Genomic DNA, 20,331 nt, shown 5'->3' on the forward strand with positions numbered 1-20,331 from the left:
GCAAAACCCTTGCCTAAAATTAACAATACTTTCAACTTTTCTTTCAACTCGCTTTTTAACCATGAATTTGCGTTACCGGAATGATTTGACCTTGTCAGGTGGTTTTTCTTAAAAACTAGTAATATTCTTAATCTTTTGCACTTTATTCTTTTTCGCTATAATGATATGGATATGAAGAAAGAAGGTGGAGACGATGCTTGAAAATCTTAAACAAAAATTCCCGAATACTATTACCAATAAAATGGATACTGATGAAATTTCTGAATATGTTTGGTTCGAAGACTCTAGAAGTATACTTGGGATTCCCCGTTCAGAAATCACAACAGAAGAAATCCGTTTATTGGAACTGCTATTTGCTCCTTCCATAAACCCAAATAACCCAAAAACGTATCAAGACGTATCATGGAAAACTTTTTTATCCGAACCGAATGCACCATTGCCCTTAACAAGCTGGGAGAATGTTCGATTCATTCATTTCAAGCTGACTCATGCTGATTTTTCCATCTCCGATTTTGAAGACGCCTTCCTCGCTTTCGTTCCATCTGACGCAGCATTGGTCTGGGAAAATGAAACGTCAGGAATCTTAATTGAAACGGACAAGGATGAATCTTTATCAAATAATGAACTAATCGCCATTTCTTCCACGCTTGAAAGTGACTTTTATGTAAAGACACGTATGTTCACCGGGCGCTTTCACCCTGTAAATCAAGACCTTCATCATCACAGGAACCAGGAGAAAAAATGTTTTGATTTGGCACAAGTGCATCTGCCGGATCTAAAGGTTGCTAATTTGGCAGACATCATCCCCCACTCATTAATAAATGACCCTTCCGTTACGAATGCAAGGTGGTATATCAATGAGATTCTCGGCAAGACCAAGCAGGATACTGAACTTATCAAAACGATCAAAACGTATATCGAATGTAATTCCAATGCCACCTATGCCGCCAAACAGCTTTATATACATCGGAACAGCTTACAATACCGGATAGATAAATTCTCTGAAAGAACTGGTCTCGATATTAGGAACTTTCGTCACGCCTTGACTGCGTACTTGATTCTTTTACTGAATGAATAATTTTCATTACAAACAGGGGTTTTTTTCCTTTTTTGTGCAATGTGCCCATACTTTTTTCTAAACTGATAGCTTAGACTATATTTAATTGGTACAAGTAATCAAGAGTTTAAAAGGGGGATTTTTCATGGCAGAGTTAGTATTAGATCATATATTCAAGATTTATGATAAAAAGGTGACAGCTGTTAAAGACTTCAACCTTCGTGTTGCCGATAAGGAATTCATAGTTTTTGTGGGACCTTCAGGCTGCGGCAAATCGACGACTTTACGGATGATTGCCGGACTGGAAGACATTTCCCAAGGGGATTTATTTATAGACGGCAAGCGAGTCAATGATGTCCCCCCTAAAGATCGTGATATTGCGATGGTTTTCCAGAACTATGCCTTATATCCACATATGTCAGTCTATGACAATATGGCATTTGGATTAAAGCTCCGGAAAACGCCAAAAGCGGAGATCAAGCAAAGGGTCAATGAAGCTGCAAGGATCCTCGGACTTGAAGAGCTGCTAAATAGGAAACCGAAAGCCCTTTCAGGTGGTCAGCGCCAGCGTGTGGCACTAGGCCGTGCAATTGTAAGGGATGCAAAAGTATTTTTAATGGATGAGCCATTATCCAACCTCGACGCAAAGCTGCGGGTTCAAATGCGTGCTGAAATCGCAAAACTACATAAACGGCTGGACACCACAACGATATATGTCACACATGACCAAACAGAGGCAATGACCATGGCGACACGCCTTGTCGTAATGAAAGATGGTATCATCCAACAGGTCGGTGCCCCAAAAGACGTTTACGAGAAACCCATAAACGTTTTTGTCGGCGGCTTCATCGGATCGCCTGCCATGAACTTCTTTACCGGAACATTAAAAGAAGGCATGTTTAAAATTGGCGAACAAACGCTTGAAATACCCGGATTGAAGATGAAAATGCTGCGTGATCAAGGATATGTCGGAAAAGAAATGATCCTTGGTATCCGTCCGGAGGATTTCCATAACGAAGGAGATTACTTCACGGAGTCCCCCAACAGTACATTCACAACCCAAATTGATGTAGCTGAACTCATGGGCGCGGAGATCATGCTTTACTCCACATTAGAGGGGCAGGACTTCGTCGCACGGGTAGATGCCAAGAATATTATCCAGGCAGGCGAGAACATAAAACTAGCCCTTGACATGAATAAAGCACACTTTTTTGATAAAGGGACCGAACATCGCATTTTAGTTGAAGAGGACGAACAAATGCAGGAAAGCATGAAGTTATCTGCCAATTAAACGTAAAAAGACCCGTTCATGAATGGGTCTTTTTTTCGTTTATTCAAATATTAAATAAGGGTCAAATCTATTCCTGGACCAATACCACTTCATCATGTCCGCATTCAGAGCATTTCATAAGATGCGGGCATTGGCCTTTTTGAAGGGATTGAGGGTATCCATCGTTCAGCTTAAGTGTGTCGATATCCATATAAGCACTGTAATCATCATCGTAATCCATGAATTTCCCTTTATCCTCAAGATTGCTGCTGCATTCCGGGCAATTTACATGAATTTTTCTTAGACCGTTGCAAAGCGGGCATAAAGACATTGTTATTCCTCCTGTTCCCGATACTTATGATCTCAGTATTTGTTGCTTTCATTATTTTAACACATGGAAACACCCTCCCTAAAACCGGCGGGAGGGCACTCCTATGGAATTATTTATTAACCATGTCAGCGGGATCGACCCATGCTTTGAATTCATCTTCCGTGAGGAACTCCAATTTCAAGGCCGCTTCTTTTAAGGTAGAGTTGTCCTTGAATGCAGTTTTGGCGATCTTGGCTGCTTTTTCATAACCAATATGCGGGTTCAATGCTGTTACCAACATAAGGGAGCGATCTACATTTTCTTTGATCTTATCTTCATTTGCAGTGATGCCAACCGCACAATTAATGTTAAAAGAGTGAATGCCTTCCGTCAATAATTTCACTGTTTGTAGGAAGTTATAGATGATGACTGGTTTGAATACGTTCAATTCAAAGTTACCTTGGCTTGCTGCAAATCCAATTGTAGCATCGTTACCAACGATTTGTGTCGCAATCATGGTAAGCGCTTCACTCTGTGTTGGATTGACTTTACCCGGCATGATGGAGCTGCCTGGCTCATTTTCAGGAATGGCTATTTCGCCGATTCCGCTTCTAGGACCACTTGCCAGCCATCTGACATCGTTCGCAATTTTCATTAAATCCGCTGCCAATGCTTTCAAAGCACCGTGTGCATAAACGATTTCGTTATGGCTTGTCAATGCATGGAACTTATTATCCGATGTGACGAAAGGATGTCCTGTATCTGCTGCAATTTGTTTTGCGGAAAGTCCCGGGAATTCTTTTTTTGTATTGATTCCGGTTCCTACTGCCGTTCCGCCTAGAGCCAGGTTCAATAATTTTTGGCTGCTTTCCTCAATCATCGCTAGATCTTTATCAAGCATCGCTTTCCAGCCAGAAATTTCTTGTCCTAATGTCAGTGGTGTTGCATCTTGAAGATGTGTCCGGCCAATCTTCACGACATCCCAAAACTCTTTTTCTTTTGAATCGAATGTATCACGAAGTGCTTTGATGGCAGGAACCAACTTTTCAGCGACCTCCATAAAGGCTGCAATATGCATGGCGGTCGGGAAAGTATCATTGGAGCTTTGTGCCTTGTTTACATCATCATTCGGGTGAAGTGTTTCCGATTCACCATTTTCTTTTAACCATTCATTCCCTTTGTTAGCGACCACTTCATTCACGTTCATATTACTTTGCGTCCCGCTTCCCGTTTGCCAAACTACAAGCGGGAAATGTTCATCAAGCGTACCTTCAAGGATTTCGCCGCAAATCTTAACGATGGCATTCTTTTTAACTTCTGAAAGATCACCGAGATCATAGTTCACCTTTGCCGCAGCTTGTTTAACGTATGCAAATGCACGAACCAATTCAATCGGCATTTTTTCATTACCGATTTTGAAATTGTTACGGCTTCTCTCGGTCTGTGCTCCCCAATATTTATCGGCAGGAACTTTCACTTCACCCATCGTATCTCGTTCGATTCTGTAATCCATGTGTTCTCCTCCTATGTTTGCACTATTCATCGAAGACCTTAAGTATATGAAATGAATAATGTCGTATTATTCTCTCTCCTTACATTGTACAAACTTTATTATTTTAAAGCAAAAATATCCGGCCAGGCCTCCCCTTTTTCTGAAAAATTCAATTAATTCATTCAACAGGATCATTCAGGATTATCCCTGACCACATGCAAATTCCGGATATTCTTTTTAGACACGTAAAGTGTTGACACCGCTAGGCTCCAATAGACCTAGTCATGAACATCGAAGCAATATCCATCAAACTTGTTCTTGACAGTATTTTGTATTTATAGTAAATTCAAAAGAAATTGAATAATCTAAACTCTTATCGAGAGAGGTATAGGGAATGGCCCGATGACACCTCAGCAACCTTCATTTGTTTCAAACCAATGAAAAGGTGCTAATTCCACAAGTTTGTGAACTTGGAAGATAAGAAGAATGACTCGTCCCTACTTAATCAAAGTCTTCTTCTTAAAGAAGACTTTTTTTATTTTATATAACTCAAAGGAGCAGTGAAAACTATGTACAAAACTGAAACATATCTTGCTCAATTAGGAAATCGCAGCGAAACGGCGACAGGAACAGTCAATCCGCCGGTATACTTTTCAACTGCTTTTCGCCACGAAGGAATCGGTCAATCGACTGGATTCGATTACACAAGGACAGGTAATCCTACACGCCAACTATTGGAACGATCCATCGCCGATCTGGAAAAAGGCGACCAAGGGTATGCCTGCAGTTCAGGAATGGCAGCCATTTCTACTATACTGGCCTTATTTAAATCAGGTGATGCATGGATTGTCAGCGAAGATCTTTATGGGGGTACATATCGTCTGTTAGAACAAGGTTTTAAGAAATGGGGGTTGCAGTGTGACTATGTGAACACTTGTTGTTTGGAGGATATCGAAAAAGCCATCACTCCTCACACGAAAGCCATCTTCATTGAAACTCCCACTAACCCTCTTATGCAGCAAACGGATATTAGCGCCGTTGCCGCATTGGCCAAACGATTTGATTTATTGTTAATCGTTGATAATACTTTTTACACGCCTCTTATTCAACAACCCATCCTGCTTGGAGCGGATATTGTGATTCACAGTGCTACCAAGTATCTCGGTGGTCATAATGATGTGCTGGCCGGACTGATCGTGGCCAGCGGCGCGGAATTATGTGATGCACTTGCCTTCCATCATAATGGTACTGGTGCTGTCTTGAGCCCCTTTGATTCTTGGCTGTTGATGCGCGGAATGAAAACCCTGGCATTGCGGATGGATCGTCATGAAAAGAATGCAAAGGTACTTGTAGATTACTTGTCGGAACATGATTGTGTTACGGACGTATTGTATCCCGGTAGGGGCGGCATGATTTCCTTCCGCATCATTGAAGAAGCGGCGGTCAACCCATTTTTACAATCACTCTCATTAATTTCGTTTGCAGAAAGCCTTGGTGGGGTCGAAAGCTTCATCACCTATCCTGCTACACAAACACATGCCGATATACCTCTTGAAGTCAGAACGGCCAATGGGGTTTGTAATCGCCTGCTTCGCTTCTCCGTCGGCATTGAGGACAGCGACGATTTGATTCAGGATTTACAGGAAGCATTCGCACACGTAAAAAGGGAGGCACTACGATGACCGATCATGATTTTAGCTTTGAAACCAAATTACTCCATAATCAACATAAATTCGATCCGGCAACAGGCGGTGTGAGCGTCCCCATTCAGCACGCTTCCACTTTCCATCAATCCGATATCGATCAATTCGGTAAATATGATTACAGCAGAAGCGGGAACCCAACTCGCGAAGCGCTGGAAGATATCATTGCCGAACTTGAGGAAGGCACACACGGTTTTGCCTTTTCATCAGGAATGGCAGCCATTTCAACAGCTTTCCTGCTGTTGTCTGCCGGAGACCATATCGTCATTTCCGAAGACGTGTACGGAGGAACGTTCAGGATGGTCACAAGTGTTTTGACACGTTTCAATATTGAGCATACTTTCGTTGATATGACGGATCTTGAAAGCATCAAAGCGGCCATTCAGCCAAATACGAGAGCCATATACATCGAAACGCCTTCAAATCCATTACTTAAAGTGACCGATATTAAAGCCGTTTGTGAAATCGCAAAAAAAGCCGGGGCCTTAAGTTTTGTTGATAATACATTCTTGACGCCAGCATTACAGAAACCACTGAATCTGGGCGCTGATGTTGTCCTTCATAGTGCGACGAAGTTTTTATCCGGACATAGTGATGTGGTAGCTGGACTTGCTGTAGTGAAAGATCCGGAATTGGCAGTAAGACTCGGTTCCCTCCAAAACTCCTTTGGAGCGATTCTTGGTGTCCAGGACGCCTGGCTAGTAATGAGAGGTCTGAAAACCTTGTCCGTTAGAATGGAGCACTCCCAAAAAGGGGCAGAAAAGATTGCCGCCTACTTAAAGAAGCAGCCCTTGGTTAAAAAAGTGTATTATCCCGGCCTAGCAGATCATCCACAGCACGCCATCCAGAAAGGCCAGTCACTTGGAGCCGGTGCGGTCCTATCATTTGAATTGGAAAGCGAAGAAGTCTTCCGCTCTTTCGTGAACACTGTCGAGCTTCCTGTTTTTGCCGTAAGCCTTGGAGCTGTCGAATCCATATTATCCTACCCGGCCAAAATGTCCCACGCTGCCATGCCTGCTGATGAAAGGGAAAAGCGGGGCATCACGAACAGCTTGCTTCGTCTCTCTGTCGGACTTGAAAATCCGGACGATTTAATCAAGGACTTCGATGCGGCCCTTGTAAATATTGCAAAAGGGGAAGCAATTGCTGCGAAATGAAAAAAGGAGGGGTGCCCCATATTTATGGGCACCCTTTTTGTTTGCATCATTTAAATTCTTGTTCAACCCATCCATAACAAAAGGCTAACGATTTCCCGATGGCCTTACTCTCATTTCTTCATATTATATTTATCCAGGAAGCGATCCACCCGTCCGCCCTTTTCAGCAAACTTCTGCTTTCCAGTATAAAAAGGGTGCGTATCCGAACTAATCTCCACTTTTAATAATGGATACGTTTGGCCGTCTTCCCATTCGATCGTTTCATTGGATGTTTTCGTGGAACCTGTCAAAAATTTATAACCGCTGTTGGTATCCATGAATACTACTTGTCGATAATCGGGATGAATTTCTTGTTTCACTATTATCACCTCATCGTTAGTATAGGTATATGTTAAACGTAATGATTACTATTATCAAGAATTGTGCTTGAAGGTGCCAATAACGGCACCTTCATTATAAGTTTAATCTTGATTATCCATACTTATTCAATTGTGTTTCAACCGGCCATCCCTTTATGCGGCCCAGCCTGCAGCTCATACATTTGATAGTACTTCCCTTTTAGTTCCATTAATTCTTCATGTGTACCTTGCTCAGCAATCCGCCCTTTATCCAGTACAAGAATTTGGTCGGCATTTTTAATCGTGGAGAGTCTATGTGCAATGATGAAGGTCGTTCTCCCTTTTTTCAGCACTTCCATTCCCTTCTGGATAATTGCCTCGGTTTCTGTGTCGATGCTTGCCGTCGCTTCATCCAAAATCAATATCGCCGGATTGAATGCAAGAGCACGTGCAAAAGAGATTAGCTGCCGCTGTCCAGAAGACAACGTTCCTCCTTTTTCAATCACAGGTTCATCCAGCCCTAAAGGAAGATGCTTCAGCACTTTGTCGCCCCCTACATCCCTTAATGATTTTTCAACCATTTCCCTTGTGATGCCTTTATGATTCAGACTGATATTGGAAGCAATGGTGCCAGTAAATAAATAGGGATCCTGGAGGACGATTCCCATATGCTCCCTAAGCGTTTGATGGGGAATATCCAAAATATTTCTTCCGTCAATTTTGATTTGCCCATCACTACTGTCATAAAAACGGAACAATAAATTCATTATGGAACTTTTTCCTGATCCAGTATGGCCAACTAAAGCGATCGTTTCCCCTTGTTTAGCTGAGAAGGAAATGTCCCTTAACACATATTCATTATCCTTATAGCCAAAAGAAACATTTTCGAATTGCACGTTTCCTTTGTATCTGGATATGTTTTCATCACTGACTGCCAATCCCTGCTCATCCAATAAACTGAATGCCCGCTCCCCTGCAACAAGTGCCTGTTCTAGGTTAGCGAACTGATTGACGATTCCGTGAAGCGGATGAAGCAGGCGGCTGATCAAATCAACAATTGCATACATCATCCCTAAAGAAATGGCTGAACTCGCTGTAAGGGAAATCCCCCCGAAATACCAGACGAATGCCACTAGCGCCAGAACTTTAATGACACCAATTAAGTTTCCACCCGTCAACGAATTCAAATGGAGCATTTTATTTTGATAGGAATAGTGCTCCCGGTTCAAATTTTCAAAAGATTGCTTCGTCTCCTTTTCACGTCCAAATGCCTGAATGATGCTCATTCCAGAAATGGATTCATTGATCATCCCATTAATATCGCTGACCCGTTCCCGAATGATGTGATTATATTTTGAGGCGAATTTACGGTATACCGTCGTCCAGATAACGATGATCGGAATGAGTAAAAGCCCAATGGTACCGACACGTGCATCCAGAATGAACAAAGCAATCAGAACGCCGAAGATATTAATCGTACTCGAGAAGAAGTTGGCGAGCACCGTTACATATAATTCCCGGATCGCTTCCGTATCATTAGTGACCCTGGCTACCACTTTTCCCGCTGGCATATTATCGAAATAGCGTATCGGTAAACGGGAAATATGCGTAAAAATATCATTTCGCATCTTTTGAATGATTCGGTTCGCCGCTTTCTGCAAATAAAAACTCTGCCCATATTGAAAAATGGAGGAAATGATGACAAGGCCAAAATAAAAAGCCACAAGCTTAAAAATTCGCGGAATTTCCGGTTGATAAAACCGCATCACTTCCTGACTGGTCAATTTAACCGCTTGCACCCGTTGCTCTTTCCCGTCTTTCTTGATGATCAACGATTGGTTCTCCAAGCTTCTTCGGCCATCCATAGGCACGGCTTCATCTACGAAGACAAATTGATTGCCAACCTGCAAAACGCGGACTTCCCTGCCTTTCATCTCACCTTCATTAAAGTAATCGGCCCGTTTATACCAATTTTCATCATACTTAACAGCATCTTTTCCTTTAACCGTTTCATACCAGGAAGATTCGATGCCAAGTATATGTGAATCGATGATTTTCTTGGCAATGAATGGACCCGTCAAATCGGCGGCTACCGAAAGTGCCAGCATGATCAGGGCGCCAATGATCAATTTTTTATATAGTGCAGCATAATTAAAAAGTTTCTTTACGACCTTCATGCCTTCACCTCCGTCCCTTGGTCAACCTGCTGTCGATCGTATTGCTCCCTATACCAGCCATTATTCTGCAGTAAATCTCCGTGAGTCCCCTCTTCGATGACCTCCCCGCTGTCCAACACGATAATCCTATCCGCGTGCTGAACGGCTGATAAGCGATGTGTTGTGATGATGGTCGTTTTCCCTGCCCGTTCATTTTGAATGTTTTCGATGATGGTCGTTTCCGTTTTCGCATCTACAGCGGATAAGGAATCATCCAATATAAGGATTTCCGGATTTTTGATCAGTGCCCTGGCAATCGAGATCCTCTGCTTTTGCCCTCCAGATAGAGCGACACCTTTCTCACCGACGAGTGTCTCAAGACGGTTAGGCAGCATCATTAAGTCCTTCTCAAAATCCGCAAGCCGGATAGCTTCAGCTAGTTCATCTTCTGTTGCATCCATTTTACCGAATAAGATATTTTCCCTAACAGACTTCGAGAATAAAAAATGGTCCTGTGGAACGTAACCGATCCAGTTACGAATATCTTCCAGATCCAGTTGCTCCAACGGAATTCCCGCCAAAGCAATTTCTCCTGTTCCTAGAGGATATTCCCGTAGCAATTGCTTCACGAATGTCGTTTTTCCACTTCCTGTTTTCCCGACGATACCCAATGTTTGACCACGCTCAAGCTGTACAGAAATATTGGATAGATTGACTACTGAAGAGGAAGGGTATGTAAAAAACACTTGATCGAATTCAATATTTTCCGGATTTGGAATACTCTCCAAACCCAATGGGTTCTTCACATCCGCTTCATATGAAAGGGTATCTTGAACACGATCCAGCGAAGCATTTCCCCTTTGCATGACATTGATCAGTTCACCCACCGCAATCATCGGCCAAATTAACATGCCTAGGTAAACATTGAACGAAACCAGTCCGCCAAGAGTTATGGCCTGTTGAAAAACAAGATAAGCCCCATAGCCCAAACCGATTAAATAACTGATTCCGATGATGATGCTGATCGTTGGATCAAAAAGGGCGTCGATTCTAGCCACGGCGAGATTTTTGCGATATACATCCTCCGTCATTTCATCAAATCGTTTTTCATCCTCCCGTTCCTGGACATAAGCCCGGATGACACGGATACCTGAAATGGATTCCAGGACCTTGTCATTTAAAGAACCGAAGGCAGCTTGTGCATCAGTAAAACGTTTGTAAATTTTTTTCACGTATATTTGCATCATCACTGCCATGATCGGAAGTGGCAGCACCGCCGCAATCGTCAACTGCCAGCTGATGGTGGCTCCCATCATGACCACAACCGTAATGGTGAACAGCACCGCATCAACTAGCGTCAATATCCCGAAACCAGCTGTGAGGGATATTGCCTTTAAATCATTGGTTGCCCTTGCCATTAAATCCCCTGTACGGTTTTTTTCATAAAAAGTCGGCGTCATTTTCAGCAAATGGCCCATAAATCCGGACCTTAGTTTTCGTTCGGCCAAGTTTCCGCCGCCGAATAACAGATAACTCCATAAGTACCCAAATAGGTAGCTGCCGCTCAGTACCAGAAGCAAATAAATAACGTATTTCATGACATCTTCCTGCGTCATGCTTCCACTGTTCATATCATCGATGGCATTCCCGACTAATTTTGGCGGGATCACCTCCAAGATATTCACTAGACATAGGAATAAAATGGCCAAGGTATAACGCCGCCACTGTTCTTTAAAGAACCAGGACAACTTTTTAAAAATCGCAAACATGAATTCCCCTCCCTTTTGTTCAAACCTTTCCCTTCGCTAACCGCTTTCTGGATCTCCGGGGTGCAGTAAGATTCCCAATTTCTTTTGTCTCATTTAAAATTCCTCCTATCTTTTATATGGAAAGGATGCTATTGCACCTGAATCCAAAATGCCAAAAAAGCCTCCGCCAATTAGCGGAAGCTTTTTTAGATGTGTAAGAACACATATAAAAGCGCAGGCCGCGAAAATTCCACAACCTGCGCTTAAAATGATGAATGAACACGTTCTCAATCCTTTGTCTAGAACGACAAAGTCTCAGGGCAGGCGGACGTATGATATTCGGTTGTAACATCCATATGCTTAACTGATTTAGTCATGACGTTCGCCTCCTTTTACATTGATTAATGGTAATTTTTAACTTATATTTAAAGATTACTACGTGTGTATATTTTTGTCAATTGTGACTTTTCTAGATTATTGATGGATAATCCTTTATTCTTATAAGAATGACGTAACCTAAGGAGGTTCAGCATATGCACTGGAGAAAATATATACTCCTGGCGGTTCCCTTTTTACTTTCATCCATTTTCATCTTATTTGCCGTACCGGTCCAATATAGACCGTTATCCTTCATTCCTGTGTTACTTTTCTGGATAGTTTATTATATTTTATTGTACAGGGAAAAGAAGAAGAAAAATAACTGATGACAAAAGAAAACCATCAAGGGCGTTGCAAATGTAACGCCCCTTTCTTGACGGCTCTGCATATAATGATCGAAAAACATTCGTGGTGATCGTATGTTCTCCCAATATGTGCAGAAGTTGTTAGGCAAAAACCCTGTCAAAACCAAACCCATCATCGATGCTGAAAGATATGACACGCTAAAATCCCATTTACAAAAAGAGCTATTTCAGCCTTTGGATGAGTCAAAAGTTTTTTTTCCGGAGGAAACCGCCCTTGTAAAAAGCATTCGTACCGAAACGGCTGCCTTGAACAGGAACAATATCACAAGAACACAAGCATATCTCGCCTTTTACAATCGTAATCCAGAGGTCCATTGGGCCTTTTTAGCACATATGGTTTCGAGGAATGGAGGATACCATATGACTGACTTGAAAAGTTCATCCATGACCCATCTTCTTGACAAAGCGGAACGGCAGAAATTTTTCCTGTTCCTTGAGCGCGCCAATTCAGCCATATTTGCCGATGCCTTCCCCCAGCTCCTTTTATATGAACTTTCTAAACAAAAAGCACTTCCAATAAGGAAATATTTACAGGTATTCCGCATTTCAAGATTCATGGCCCCGATTTGGGAATCTTTCATCGAAGAACCACATTCACCCCTTTTGACAACATCCCTCATCATTAATGAACAAAGAATGCTTCAGGAAAGGGTACTAAAACGTACCCGCCATGGTGAAATCCTCCGAAGGCTTGATTTTCAGCTTCAGGAATACTTAGGCTTCATGAATGTGATCTTCCCTTACGAAAACAAGCAAGACGGACTCCATTCCTTGACAGGCCTGACCGTTGAACGCTTTGCCGATCCGAAACAGCGTATAGAAACGGGAAAATTCTTATATGGGCTTCTTTTTCAGCATCCGGTTGTTTTTCGCGGTGTTAGCCAATTTACAAAAGAGGTCCCACACACGGGTTCCAGAGAGGATTACTGGAAAAAAATATATACCTCAGACCCAACCACGGCAAAAGATGCTAAAGTCTACAGCCCCACTCTTCATGATGCATGGGCAGATCAAATAGTCTTTCCTCTCCCTCCCATTGATTGGTTCTCGAATGAAAGCTTCATAGAAGATTTACGAAGCTCACCGATTACTAAAAAGGCGGACCTGACCAACAAGGTGCTCGAAAATGTCAAGCAGCTCAAGACCCTTAACGGAATGAAAGCCATTTTCTAGCATCAGGCCTCTTACTTTGAATATCCCATCCTCCATTTGGCAAGAATGGTTAGCAAAAAGAATGGGTGATTCAAATGAGAGGCATTGTACTATTGAATCCAAACTACAGATTCGGGGATTTACATACTAACGAAAGCTTTACAATCCAAAAGATCATGACGGACAAGTATAGGGACGAAATGAATATTTCCCCGGTCATACTGAATCCGTATCAAATCCATCCTTATTACACCATCCCGCATGAGCTTCTATTCAATTTACAGAAGCGAAAAACGGATCAAATCGATTGCCTGATACTTCACTCTATAGAAACGATTGAACGTTTCATCTATATTTACCCGGAAAAATGGCTTGAGCTATGCGGATATTTCAAAGAAATTATCAGTGTGGCGACTCTAACTCCCGTTAGGAAATCTGAAGCAAATTAATGCTTGAATAAAAAATCATGGTACTTAAGGCATTGTGAATGAATTCTCGAAGGTTTAAAGTCATTGATCGTTCATTCACCATGACCATCTCTCCAAGTACTTTGATTTGAGCATTCCTTTTTCACATGAGCAACTCTATAAAGCATCTCTCCTCTTGATTGCCGCCGTGCTGCTTCCCCCACTCTTTATCTATTAGAACCCCACCCAAATCATTTGTCATATAAATTTAAATAAATTTTCCCAATTGAGAGACTACTAGGAATTTTATAACTCTTAAACAATCTTTTGGAAATATAGATAAATTTACGGATAAAGCATAGAAAAATAAGTTAATTTTATATATCATTGGAGATAGGAATTTTCTTATTTTTTACTTTTACTAGAAAGGAATGTTAATCATGGCCAAAGAAAAAAAGAAAAAAACCCCAATTCCTTTCCGACTGAACTTTATGTTCTTTTTAATATTCATTTTATTTTCAAGCTTAATAATCCGGCTTGGCATCGTCCAAATCGTGTATGGGGATGATTACCTTCGCGAAGTCGACCGAACGGAAAACGATGTGGCCAATACTCCCGTTCCCCGTGGTAAGATGTATGACCGCAACTTGAATCCGGTCGTTGATAATGAGCCGCGGAACGCCATCACTTATACGAAATACCCGAATACGAAAGCGGCTGATATGGTGAAGACGGCGGAGGTCCTTGCTACCTTGATAGAAAAAGATACAAAAAAGGTAACACTGCCGGATAAAAAGGATTTTTGGATTTTAAAACATCCAAAAGAAGCCGAATCCTTGATTACCAAAGCCGAGAGGAAGAAAGTAATCGAAAAGAAACTGGAGCAAAAAGATTTATACAAACTTCAAATGGAACGGGTAACCGATGAAAATATCAAGAAATTCACCAAGGATGAGTTGGAAGTGATCGCCATCTTTCGGGAATTCAATAGTGGCTATGCCCTCGCACCGTCAATCGTGAAGAATAAAGATGTCACCACAAAAGAATTCGCCAGGGTTAGTGAACATTTGGATGAAATGCCCGGCGTGGATGTAACGACGGATTGGGAAAGGACATATAAGTATGACAAGACCCTCCGGTCGGTTCTAGGCAAAGTCTCTTCTTCCGAAGAAGGCATTCCCAGTGAAAATATTGACTATTATCTGGCACGCGACTATACCAGGAATGACCGGGTCGGAAAAAGTTATATCGAAAAACAATATGAAGATGTTCTGCGCGGTCAAAAGACGCGGATTGAAAATGTGCTGAGCAAAGGGGAAGTCCTCAAAACGAATACCCTCACTGAAGGGCAAAGCGGAAAAGACTTGATCCTGACAATTGATATGGAGCTGCAGCAAAAGGTTGAAAAAATCATCGAGAGCGAATTACGCAGAACTAAAGCTAGGGGAAATACCTACTTATTGGATCGTGCCTTCGTCGTTTTAATGGACCCGAATACAGGTGAAGTGCTTACGATGGCCGGTAGGCAATACGGACGTAACAGTGAAACAGGCTTAACCGAAATGAAAGATTTCGCCCTTGGAAACATTACTACCTCCTATACGATGGGGTCATCTGTTAAAGGGGCTACGGTCTACACGGGCTTTCAGACTGGAGCCATCTCACCAGGGACGGCGTTTCATGACCATCCACTTTACTTAGCTGGTGCAAATCCAAAAAAATCTTATAGCCCTTTAGGGTATGTAACGGATGTCTCCGCTTTAAAAAAATCGTCGAATGTCTATATGTTCATGACGGCGATCAGAATTGGCGGCGGGCATTATATCCCTCATCGACCGTTAGGAATCAACAGGGAAGCATATGCGATCATGCGAAATCATTTTGCTCAATTCGGATTGGGTGTCCGTACTGGCATCGACCTGCCTAATGAGTCTGTCGGATTTAAAGGCGTCGATACTTCAACAGACGGATTGCTGCTGGATTTATCGATTGGGCAGTATGATACATATACTCCAATGCAATTGGCACAATACGCATCGACGATTGCAAATGGCGGAAAAAGGCTTGAGCCACATATGGTCAAGGAAATCAGGAATCCATCCAACGAACACAATGAATTGGGCAGTGTCTTTAAAACAATGAGTCCTAAAGTGTTAAACGATTTAGGCGGGAAAGACGTTTGGATTCAGCGTGTCCAGGAAGGATTCAGGCAGGTTGCCCAGGAGCCAGGCGGGACAGCATATAAATATTTCGGCGGGAAGTCCTACCATGCGGCAGCAAAAACGGGTACTGCCGAGGCCTTTTACGACGGACCGCGGAGGAATCAATATAGCTCGCCAGTCCCGACTATCAATCTGACACTTGCAGGTTATGCACCTCACAATAATCCGGAAGTGGCATTCTCTGTCGTCGTGCCCTGGGTGTATCAAGGCAAGCCCTCTGATGATATTAACAAACGTATCGGGCGGGACGTAATGGACGCCTACTTTAAATTGAAGGAAAAAAGAGCAAAAGGTGAATCTGATGCAGATAAGGCAGTAGAAAGCACTCAATGATAATTACAAAAAGGCCTGCTCGATTACGAGCAGGCCTTTTTGTGATGCTCCATTTATTCCAGCTTTTGAACGAATTCCTTATATAGGGCCCTAAGTGCATCTCCCCTGCTGATGATGCCGACGACTTTATCATTTTTATCCACGACGGGGATTTTCTTGAAATGATGCTTGGAAAGTACCTTTATCAATTCATCTAACGGATCTTCGGGGGATAGCTTTGTAATTCTTTTATTTTTAACGATTTGTGAGACTTTATCATTCATCTTGGATGTAACCTTTTCATCCAATTCTTCACCAGGAAGAACCGTAATGTATGTGAAATACCCCATGATGGCTTCCTCGGCAGGTGTCAAATAACGAAGGATATCCCCGTCCGTCACCATTCCCAATAGCTTATCATGTTCATCCACGACCGGGACACCGCCCACTTTATTTTCGATTAAGATTCGCAGAATTTCCTTTAATGTAAAATCAGGACGGGCTACGTAGACTTCCTTTATCATGAAATCCTTAACTAACATATTACCACCCCTTTTTTAATTTGGACGTTCTGTATTTATCTCTCTTCTATTAATACCCTTACTAACTCTATTTAAAAACCCTTGCCGCCTGAACTGCCTTTTTCCAGCCATTATATAAACCCTTCCGTTCCTGTTCTTCCATCTCTGGTTCGAATTTCTTATCGACTGCCCATAGCTTTGAAATCTCTTCCTGACTTCCCCAATATCCGACCGCAAGCCCAGCTAAATACGCTGCACCTAACGCTGTCGTTTCACTAATAACCGGTCTTTCGACTGGTACATTCAAGAGGCCGCTTTGAAATTCCATCAAAAAGTTGTTTTTGACAACCCCGCCATCGACCCTCAAAGCCTTCAAGTTAATCCCTGAATCGACTTCCATCGCGCTAAGGACATCTTTTGTCTGGTAGGCCAACGCTTCCAATGTTGCCCGGACAAAATGCTCTTTCGATGTCCCCCTTGTTAGTCCGAATACAGCTCCCCTGACATCACTATCCCAATAAGGGGTACCTAATCCGACAAATGCGGGGACTACATAGACGCCATCGGCTGAAGTGACCCGCAAAGCATACTTTTCACTGTCTTTCGGGTCATGCAAGAGTTTCAATCCGTCCCTTAACCATTGTATTGCCGAACCTGCAACAAAAATACTGCCTTCCAATGCATATTCGACTTTTCCGTTCAGCCCCCATGCAATCGTGGTCAACAGACCATGCTCTGATTTCACTGCCTTTTCTCCTGTATTCATCAGCATAAAGCATCCGGTGCCGTACGTATTCTTAGCCATTCCTTTTTCAAAGCATTCTTGGCCGAACAAAGCTGCCTGTTGATCTCCAGCTGCCCCGGCAATCGGGATTTCGTGGCCAAAGAAATGGTGTGGCGCTGTTTTCCCGTATATCTCCGATGAAGAACGAACATCCGGCAGCATCGATTGCGGAACTTGAAGAATTTCCAGTAGCTCTTCGTCCCACTTCAAATCATGAATGTTATACATCAGCGTCCTTGACGCATTCGAATAATCGGTCACATGTGCTTTACCACCCGAAAGTTTCCATATCAGCCATGTATCGATCGTACCAAACAATAAGTCTCCGTTTTCAGCCTTTTCCCGTGCCCCATCTACATTGTCGAGAATCCATTTCACCTTTGTACCGGAAAAATAAGCATCAATCAACAAACCGGTTTTCCGCAAAAATAATTCATCGAGACCCTCATCCTTCAATTGTGCGCAGATTTCGCTTGTCTGCCGGGATTGCCAAACGATGGCATGATGAATCGGCTGACCTGTTCCCTTTTCCCATACCACGGTCGTCTCCCGTTGATTCGTGATGCCAATTCCAGCAATCTGTTCCGGTTTTACATTCATTTCCGATAGACAGGAAGCGATTACCGATAAAATGGAACCCCAAATTTCATTGGCATTGTGCTCCACCCATCCTGGATTCGGGAAATATTGGGTGAATTCCTTTTGGGCAATATGCAAAACTTCCCCGCTTTTATTAAATAAAATGGCCCGGGAACTTGTCGTTCCCTGGTCCAATGATAGTATGTAAGTTTCCATGGTTGTCTCCTCCTGCACTTAAGAAAAGGTTCATTTCAGCTTAAGTGTCATGCTGTTTTTTCTTTCTTCATTTTACTAGATATACCCGTGAAAACAAAAAATATATAAATTACGGCTGAAAAATTGAAAAATATTGGCAGGTTAAGAGTTTATCTTTTACAATGAAATTAAGGTCGATAGGAGGAATGGAAATTGAATAATCATGAAATAGATTTTAAGTTATATGGAGATGACATGCAGTTTGTTGAAGTGGAATTGGATCCTCAGGAAACCGTGATTGCCGAAGCTGGAAGTTTAATGATGATGGAAGATCAAATCAAGATGGAAACCATCTTTGGTGATGGGTCTTCAAATGGTGACAGCGGAATGATGGGTAAGCTATTCGGTGCCGGGAAACGGCTCCTTACTGGTGAGAGTCTTTTCATGACGGCTTTTACGAATGAAGGACGAGATAAAAAACACGTTTCATTCGCCTCGCCTTATCCAGGTAAAATCATTCCGATGGATTTAAGCGAGCTCGGCGGGAAAATCATTTGTCAAAAAGACGCTTTCCTGGCGGCAGCAAAAGGCGTTTCTGTCGGAATAGAGTTTCAGAGAAAAATAGGGGCAGGCTTCTTTGGCGGCGAAGGCTTCATCATGCAAAAACTTGAAGGAAATGGAATGACCTTCGTTCATGCCGGCGGCACGATCCATAAAAAAGAATTGTCTGCAGGAGAGGTCTTACGCGTCGATACAGGATGTTTAGTGGCAATGACTAGCGGGGTAGATTATAATATTGAAACTGTAAAAGGCGTGAAAACCGCTTTATTCGGAGGCGAAGGTTTATTCTTTGCAACATTAAAAGGACCCGGAACCGTTTGGGTGCAATCTTTGCCATTCAGCCGGCTTGCCAGCCGTGTATTTGCTGCAGCGCCGCAAAATGGAGGATCATCCGAAGAAGGCAGCGTAGCTAGAGGCTTATTCAATTTATTCAACGATAAATAAGAACCGGACCAATGGCTGCCCCATCATGGCAGTCATTGATCTCTTTTGAAAAGGATGGATAGCTAGATGCAGCTTGTTAAGTGGTCTTACATGAGAAGCTATAATATCAGGGCAATTTTTGATCAATTCCCGAATTCTCCTGTTATTTTCCGAAAAATAAGAGATTACTATTTTGTTTATACCGTTCACTGGACAGCTGCCGATGCCCCTATCGGTATAAAAGAGCTAGAAGAAATGGAACAGCTGCTAAACCGTGAGCTCGGAACTGAATTGCAATATCTTTATCGAAAAAAATGAGTTTACTCCTCGTATATCATTTTTCTTGTCATACCTCCATCGACGATAAGATCCGCACCCGTAACGAAATCATTTTCCGTTGCCGTCAAATAAAGACAGGCCCTTGCAATATCTTCCGGTTTGCCAACCCGATTGGAAAAATGCTGTTGATGATCTTTATCCCTCAGCGATTCATAATCACCCGTTTCAATCCACCCCGGAGAAATCGAATTGACCGTAATTTTCTCGTTGCCTAAAGAAGCAGCAAGTGCATGTGTCAGTGCTTTGATCCCACCTTTTGTCGCTGCATAGGATTCTGAATCCGGCTCAGACATTATTGCTCTAGTTGATGCTAAATTGATGATTGCACCCCCCGTTTCATTTTTTCGCATTGATTCTGCCGCCGCCCGGGAACAAAGGAAAACACTTCGCAAATTCGTATTCATCATATCGTCCCATTCCTCAATCGTCAGATCATAAAGCGATTTGAATGATGCCTTTCCCGCATTATTGATTAATATATCAATGGTCTTATATGTTTTTAGAGTTACATCCATCAAATGTCGGATGTCTGCTTCCTTACGAACATCCGTTTTAACGAACATGGCTTCATGACCATTACTTTTGAGCTCTTCCACATACAGAAGACCTTCCCGCTCGTCCAAATCTGCGAGAACGACTGAAGCTCCGCTTTCTGCATATCCTTTTGCCACACCTCTCCCTATACCATTCGAAGCGCCTGTAACAATCACCGTTTTATTAGTGAAACCCATTATTCCATCCCCACTTTCACAGCGTATTTTTCCCTATCATAATATCCAATTCGCTTCACTTCAAACAATTTTCCTTGACTGATCAACAAATCCTTTTCCTTATCATCAATAATCATCAGGACCCTTATATT

General features: G+C 42.5%; 18 protein-coding genes and 1 riboswitch. Of the genes, 10 read left to right on the forward strand and 8 right to left on the reverse strand.

The genetic code is table 11. From position 1 onward, the window contains the following. The first annotated feature begins 193 nt into the window (after positions 1 to 193). Both QUF94_RS21310 and QUF94_RS21315 read left to right on the forward strand, forming a co-directional pair. Entirely contained in the window at positions 194 to 1,078 is an 885-nt protein-coding gene (locus QUF94_RS21310) for a PucR family transcriptional regulator (protein ID WP_289317589.1), read from the forward strand. Between the two features lie 124 nt (positions 1,079 to 1,202). After that, the gene (locus QUF94_RS21315) at positions 1,203 to 2,348 is read left to right on the forward strand and encodes an ABC transporter ATP-binding protein (RefSeq protein WP_289317590.1); all 1,146 of its coding nucleotides are present in this window, start codon (positions 1,203 to 1,205) and stop codon (positions 2,346 to 2,348) included. Between the two features lie 67 nt (positions 2,349 to 2,415). Here the strand turns inward: QUF94_RS21315 and QUF94_RS21320 are convergent, their stop codons facing one another. Then, a complete protein-coding gene (locus tag QUF94_RS21320; protein ID WP_289317591.1) occupies positions 2,416 to 2,658 on the reverse strand; it encodes a hypothetical protein in 243 nt (80 codons plus the stop codon). A 109-nt stretch (positions 2,659 to 2,767) separates the two neighbouring features. Further along, entirely contained in the window at positions 2,768 to 4,150 is a 1,383-nt protein-coding gene (gene fumC, locus QUF94_RS21325) for a class II fumarate hydratase (RefSeq protein ID WP_289317592.1), read from the reverse strand. A 349-nt stretch (positions 4,151 to 4,499) separates the two neighbouring features. Then, positions 4,500 to 4,613: riboswitch (SAM riboswitch) on the forward strand. Positions 4,614 to 4,698: 85 nt separating this feature from the next. On the opposite strand from fumC, the gene QUF94_RS21330 reads away from it, so the two are divergent. After that, positions 4,699 to 5,811, forward strand: coding sequence for a methionine biosynthesis PLP-dependent protein (locus tag QUF94_RS21330; RefSeq protein ID WP_289317593.1), 1,113 nt, complete (start codon positions 4,699 to 4,701; stop codon positions 5,809 to 5,811). Beyond that, positions 5,808 to 6,989 carry a cystathionine beta-lyase gene (gene metC / locus QUF94_RS21335; protein WP_289317594.1) on the forward strand — a complete coding sequence of 394 codons (1,182 nt, stop codon included), beginning with the start codon at positions 5,808 to 5,810 and terminating at the stop codon, positions 6,987 to 6,989. Before QUF94_RS21330 ends, metC begins: the two co-directional genes overlap by 4 nt. A gap of 110 nt (positions 6,990 to 7,099) precedes the next feature. On the opposite strand, the gene QUF94_RS21340 is transcribed toward metC, so the two are convergent. The 3 genes from QUF94_RS21340 to QUF94_RS21350 form a co-directional block, all read right to left on the reverse strand. After that, a complete protein-coding gene (locus QUF94_RS21340; protein WP_061461980.1) occupies positions 7,100 to 7,348 on the reverse strand; it encodes a type B 50S ribosomal protein L31 in 249 nt (82 codons plus the stop codon). Between the two features lie 137 nt (positions 7,349 to 7,485). After that, complete coding sequence (locus QUF94_RS21345; protein WP_289317595.1) at positions 7,486 to 9,504, reverse strand: ABC transporter ATP-binding protein; 2,019 nt, start codon at positions 9,502 to 9,504, stop codon at positions 7,486 to 7,488. Continuing rightward, entirely contained in the window at positions 9,501 to 11,252 is a 1,752-nt protein-coding gene (locus QUF94_RS21350; protein ID WP_289317596.1) for an ABC transporter ATP-binding protein, read from the reverse strand. The genes QUF94_RS21345 and QUF94_RS21350 overlap by 4 nt, the downstream gene beginning before the upstream one ends. Positions 11,253 to 11,764: 512 nt before the next feature. Between QUF94_RS21350 and QUF94_RS21355 the strand changes: the two genes are divergently transcribed. From QUF94_RS21355 to QUF94_RS21370, 4 genes are all read left to right on the forward strand, one after another. Further along, positions 11,765 to 11,935: a hypothetical protein gene (locus QUF94_RS21355; protein WP_289317597.1), complete on the forward strand. Its 171-nt coding sequence runs from the start codon at positions 11,765 to 11,767 to the stop codon at positions 11,933 to 11,935. Positions 11,936 to 12,043: 108 nt separating this feature from the next. Continuing rightward, positions 12,044 to 13,147: a DUF2515 family protein gene (locus QUF94_RS21360; RefSeq protein ID WP_289317598.1), complete on the forward strand. Its 1,104-nt coding sequence runs from the start codon at positions 12,044 to 12,046 to the stop codon at positions 13,145 to 13,147. 74 nt (positions 13,148 to 13,221) lie between these two features. Then, on the forward strand, positions 13,222 to 13,575 hold the full coding sequence (locus tag QUF94_RS21365) for a hypothetical protein (protein ID WP_289317599.1): 354 nt from the start codon (positions 13,222 to 13,224) through the stop codon (positions 13,573 to 13,575). A gap of 398 nt (positions 13,576 to 13,973) precedes the next feature. After that, positions 13,974 to 16,088: a peptidoglycan D,D-transpeptidase FtsI family protein gene (locus QUF94_RS21370; protein ID WP_289317600.1), complete on the forward strand. Its 2,115-nt coding sequence runs from the start codon at positions 13,974 to 13,976 to the stop codon at positions 16,086 to 16,088. Between the two features lie 53 nt (positions 16,089 to 16,141). Here the strand turns inward: QUF94_RS21370 and QUF94_RS21375 are convergent, their stop codons facing one another. Then, positions 16,142 to 16,609: a CBS domain-containing protein gene (locus tag QUF94_RS21375; protein WP_289317601.1), complete on the reverse strand. Its 468-nt coding sequence runs from the start codon at positions 16,607 to 16,609 to the stop codon at positions 16,142 to 16,144. A 67-nt stretch (positions 16,610 to 16,676) separates the two neighbouring features. Continuing rightward, entirely contained in the window at positions 16,677 to 18,167 is a 1,491-nt protein-coding gene (glpK, locus tag QUF94_RS21380) for a glycerol kinase GlpK (RefSeq protein ID WP_289317602.1), read from the reverse strand. Between the two features lie 192 nt (positions 18,168 to 18,359). Between glpK and QUF94_RS21385 the strand changes: the two genes are divergently transcribed. Beyond that, the gene (locus QUF94_RS21385) at positions 18,360 to 19,151 is read left to right on the forward strand and encodes a TIGR00266 family protein (protein ID WP_289317603.1); all 792 of its coding nucleotides are present in this window, start codon (positions 18,360 to 18,362) and stop codon (positions 19,149 to 19,151) included. Positions 19,152 to 19,217: 66 nt separating this feature from the next. Then, positions 19,218 to 19,448 (forward strand): hypothetical protein, encoded by a 231-nt coding sequence (locus QUF94_RS21390; protein ID WP_289317604.1) that lies wholly within the window; start codon positions 19,218 to 19,220, stop codon positions 19,446 to 19,448. A 2-nt stretch (positions 19,449 to 19,450) separates the two neighbouring features. On the opposite strand, the gene QUF94_RS21395 is transcribed toward QUF94_RS21390, so the two are convergent. Continuing rightward, the gene (locus QUF94_RS21395) at positions 19,451 to 20,200 is read right to left on the reverse strand and encodes an SDR family NAD(P)-dependent oxidoreductase (protein WP_289317605.1); all 750 of its coding nucleotides are present in this window, start codon (positions 20,198 to 20,200) and stop codon (positions 19,451 to 19,453) included. Positions 20,201 to 20,331 lie beyond the last annotated feature (131 nt).

This window comes from Peribacillus sp. NJ4 (assembly GCF_030348345.1).
Classification (GTDB): domain Bacteria; phylum Bacillota; class Bacilli; order Bacillales; family DSM-1321; genus Peribacillus.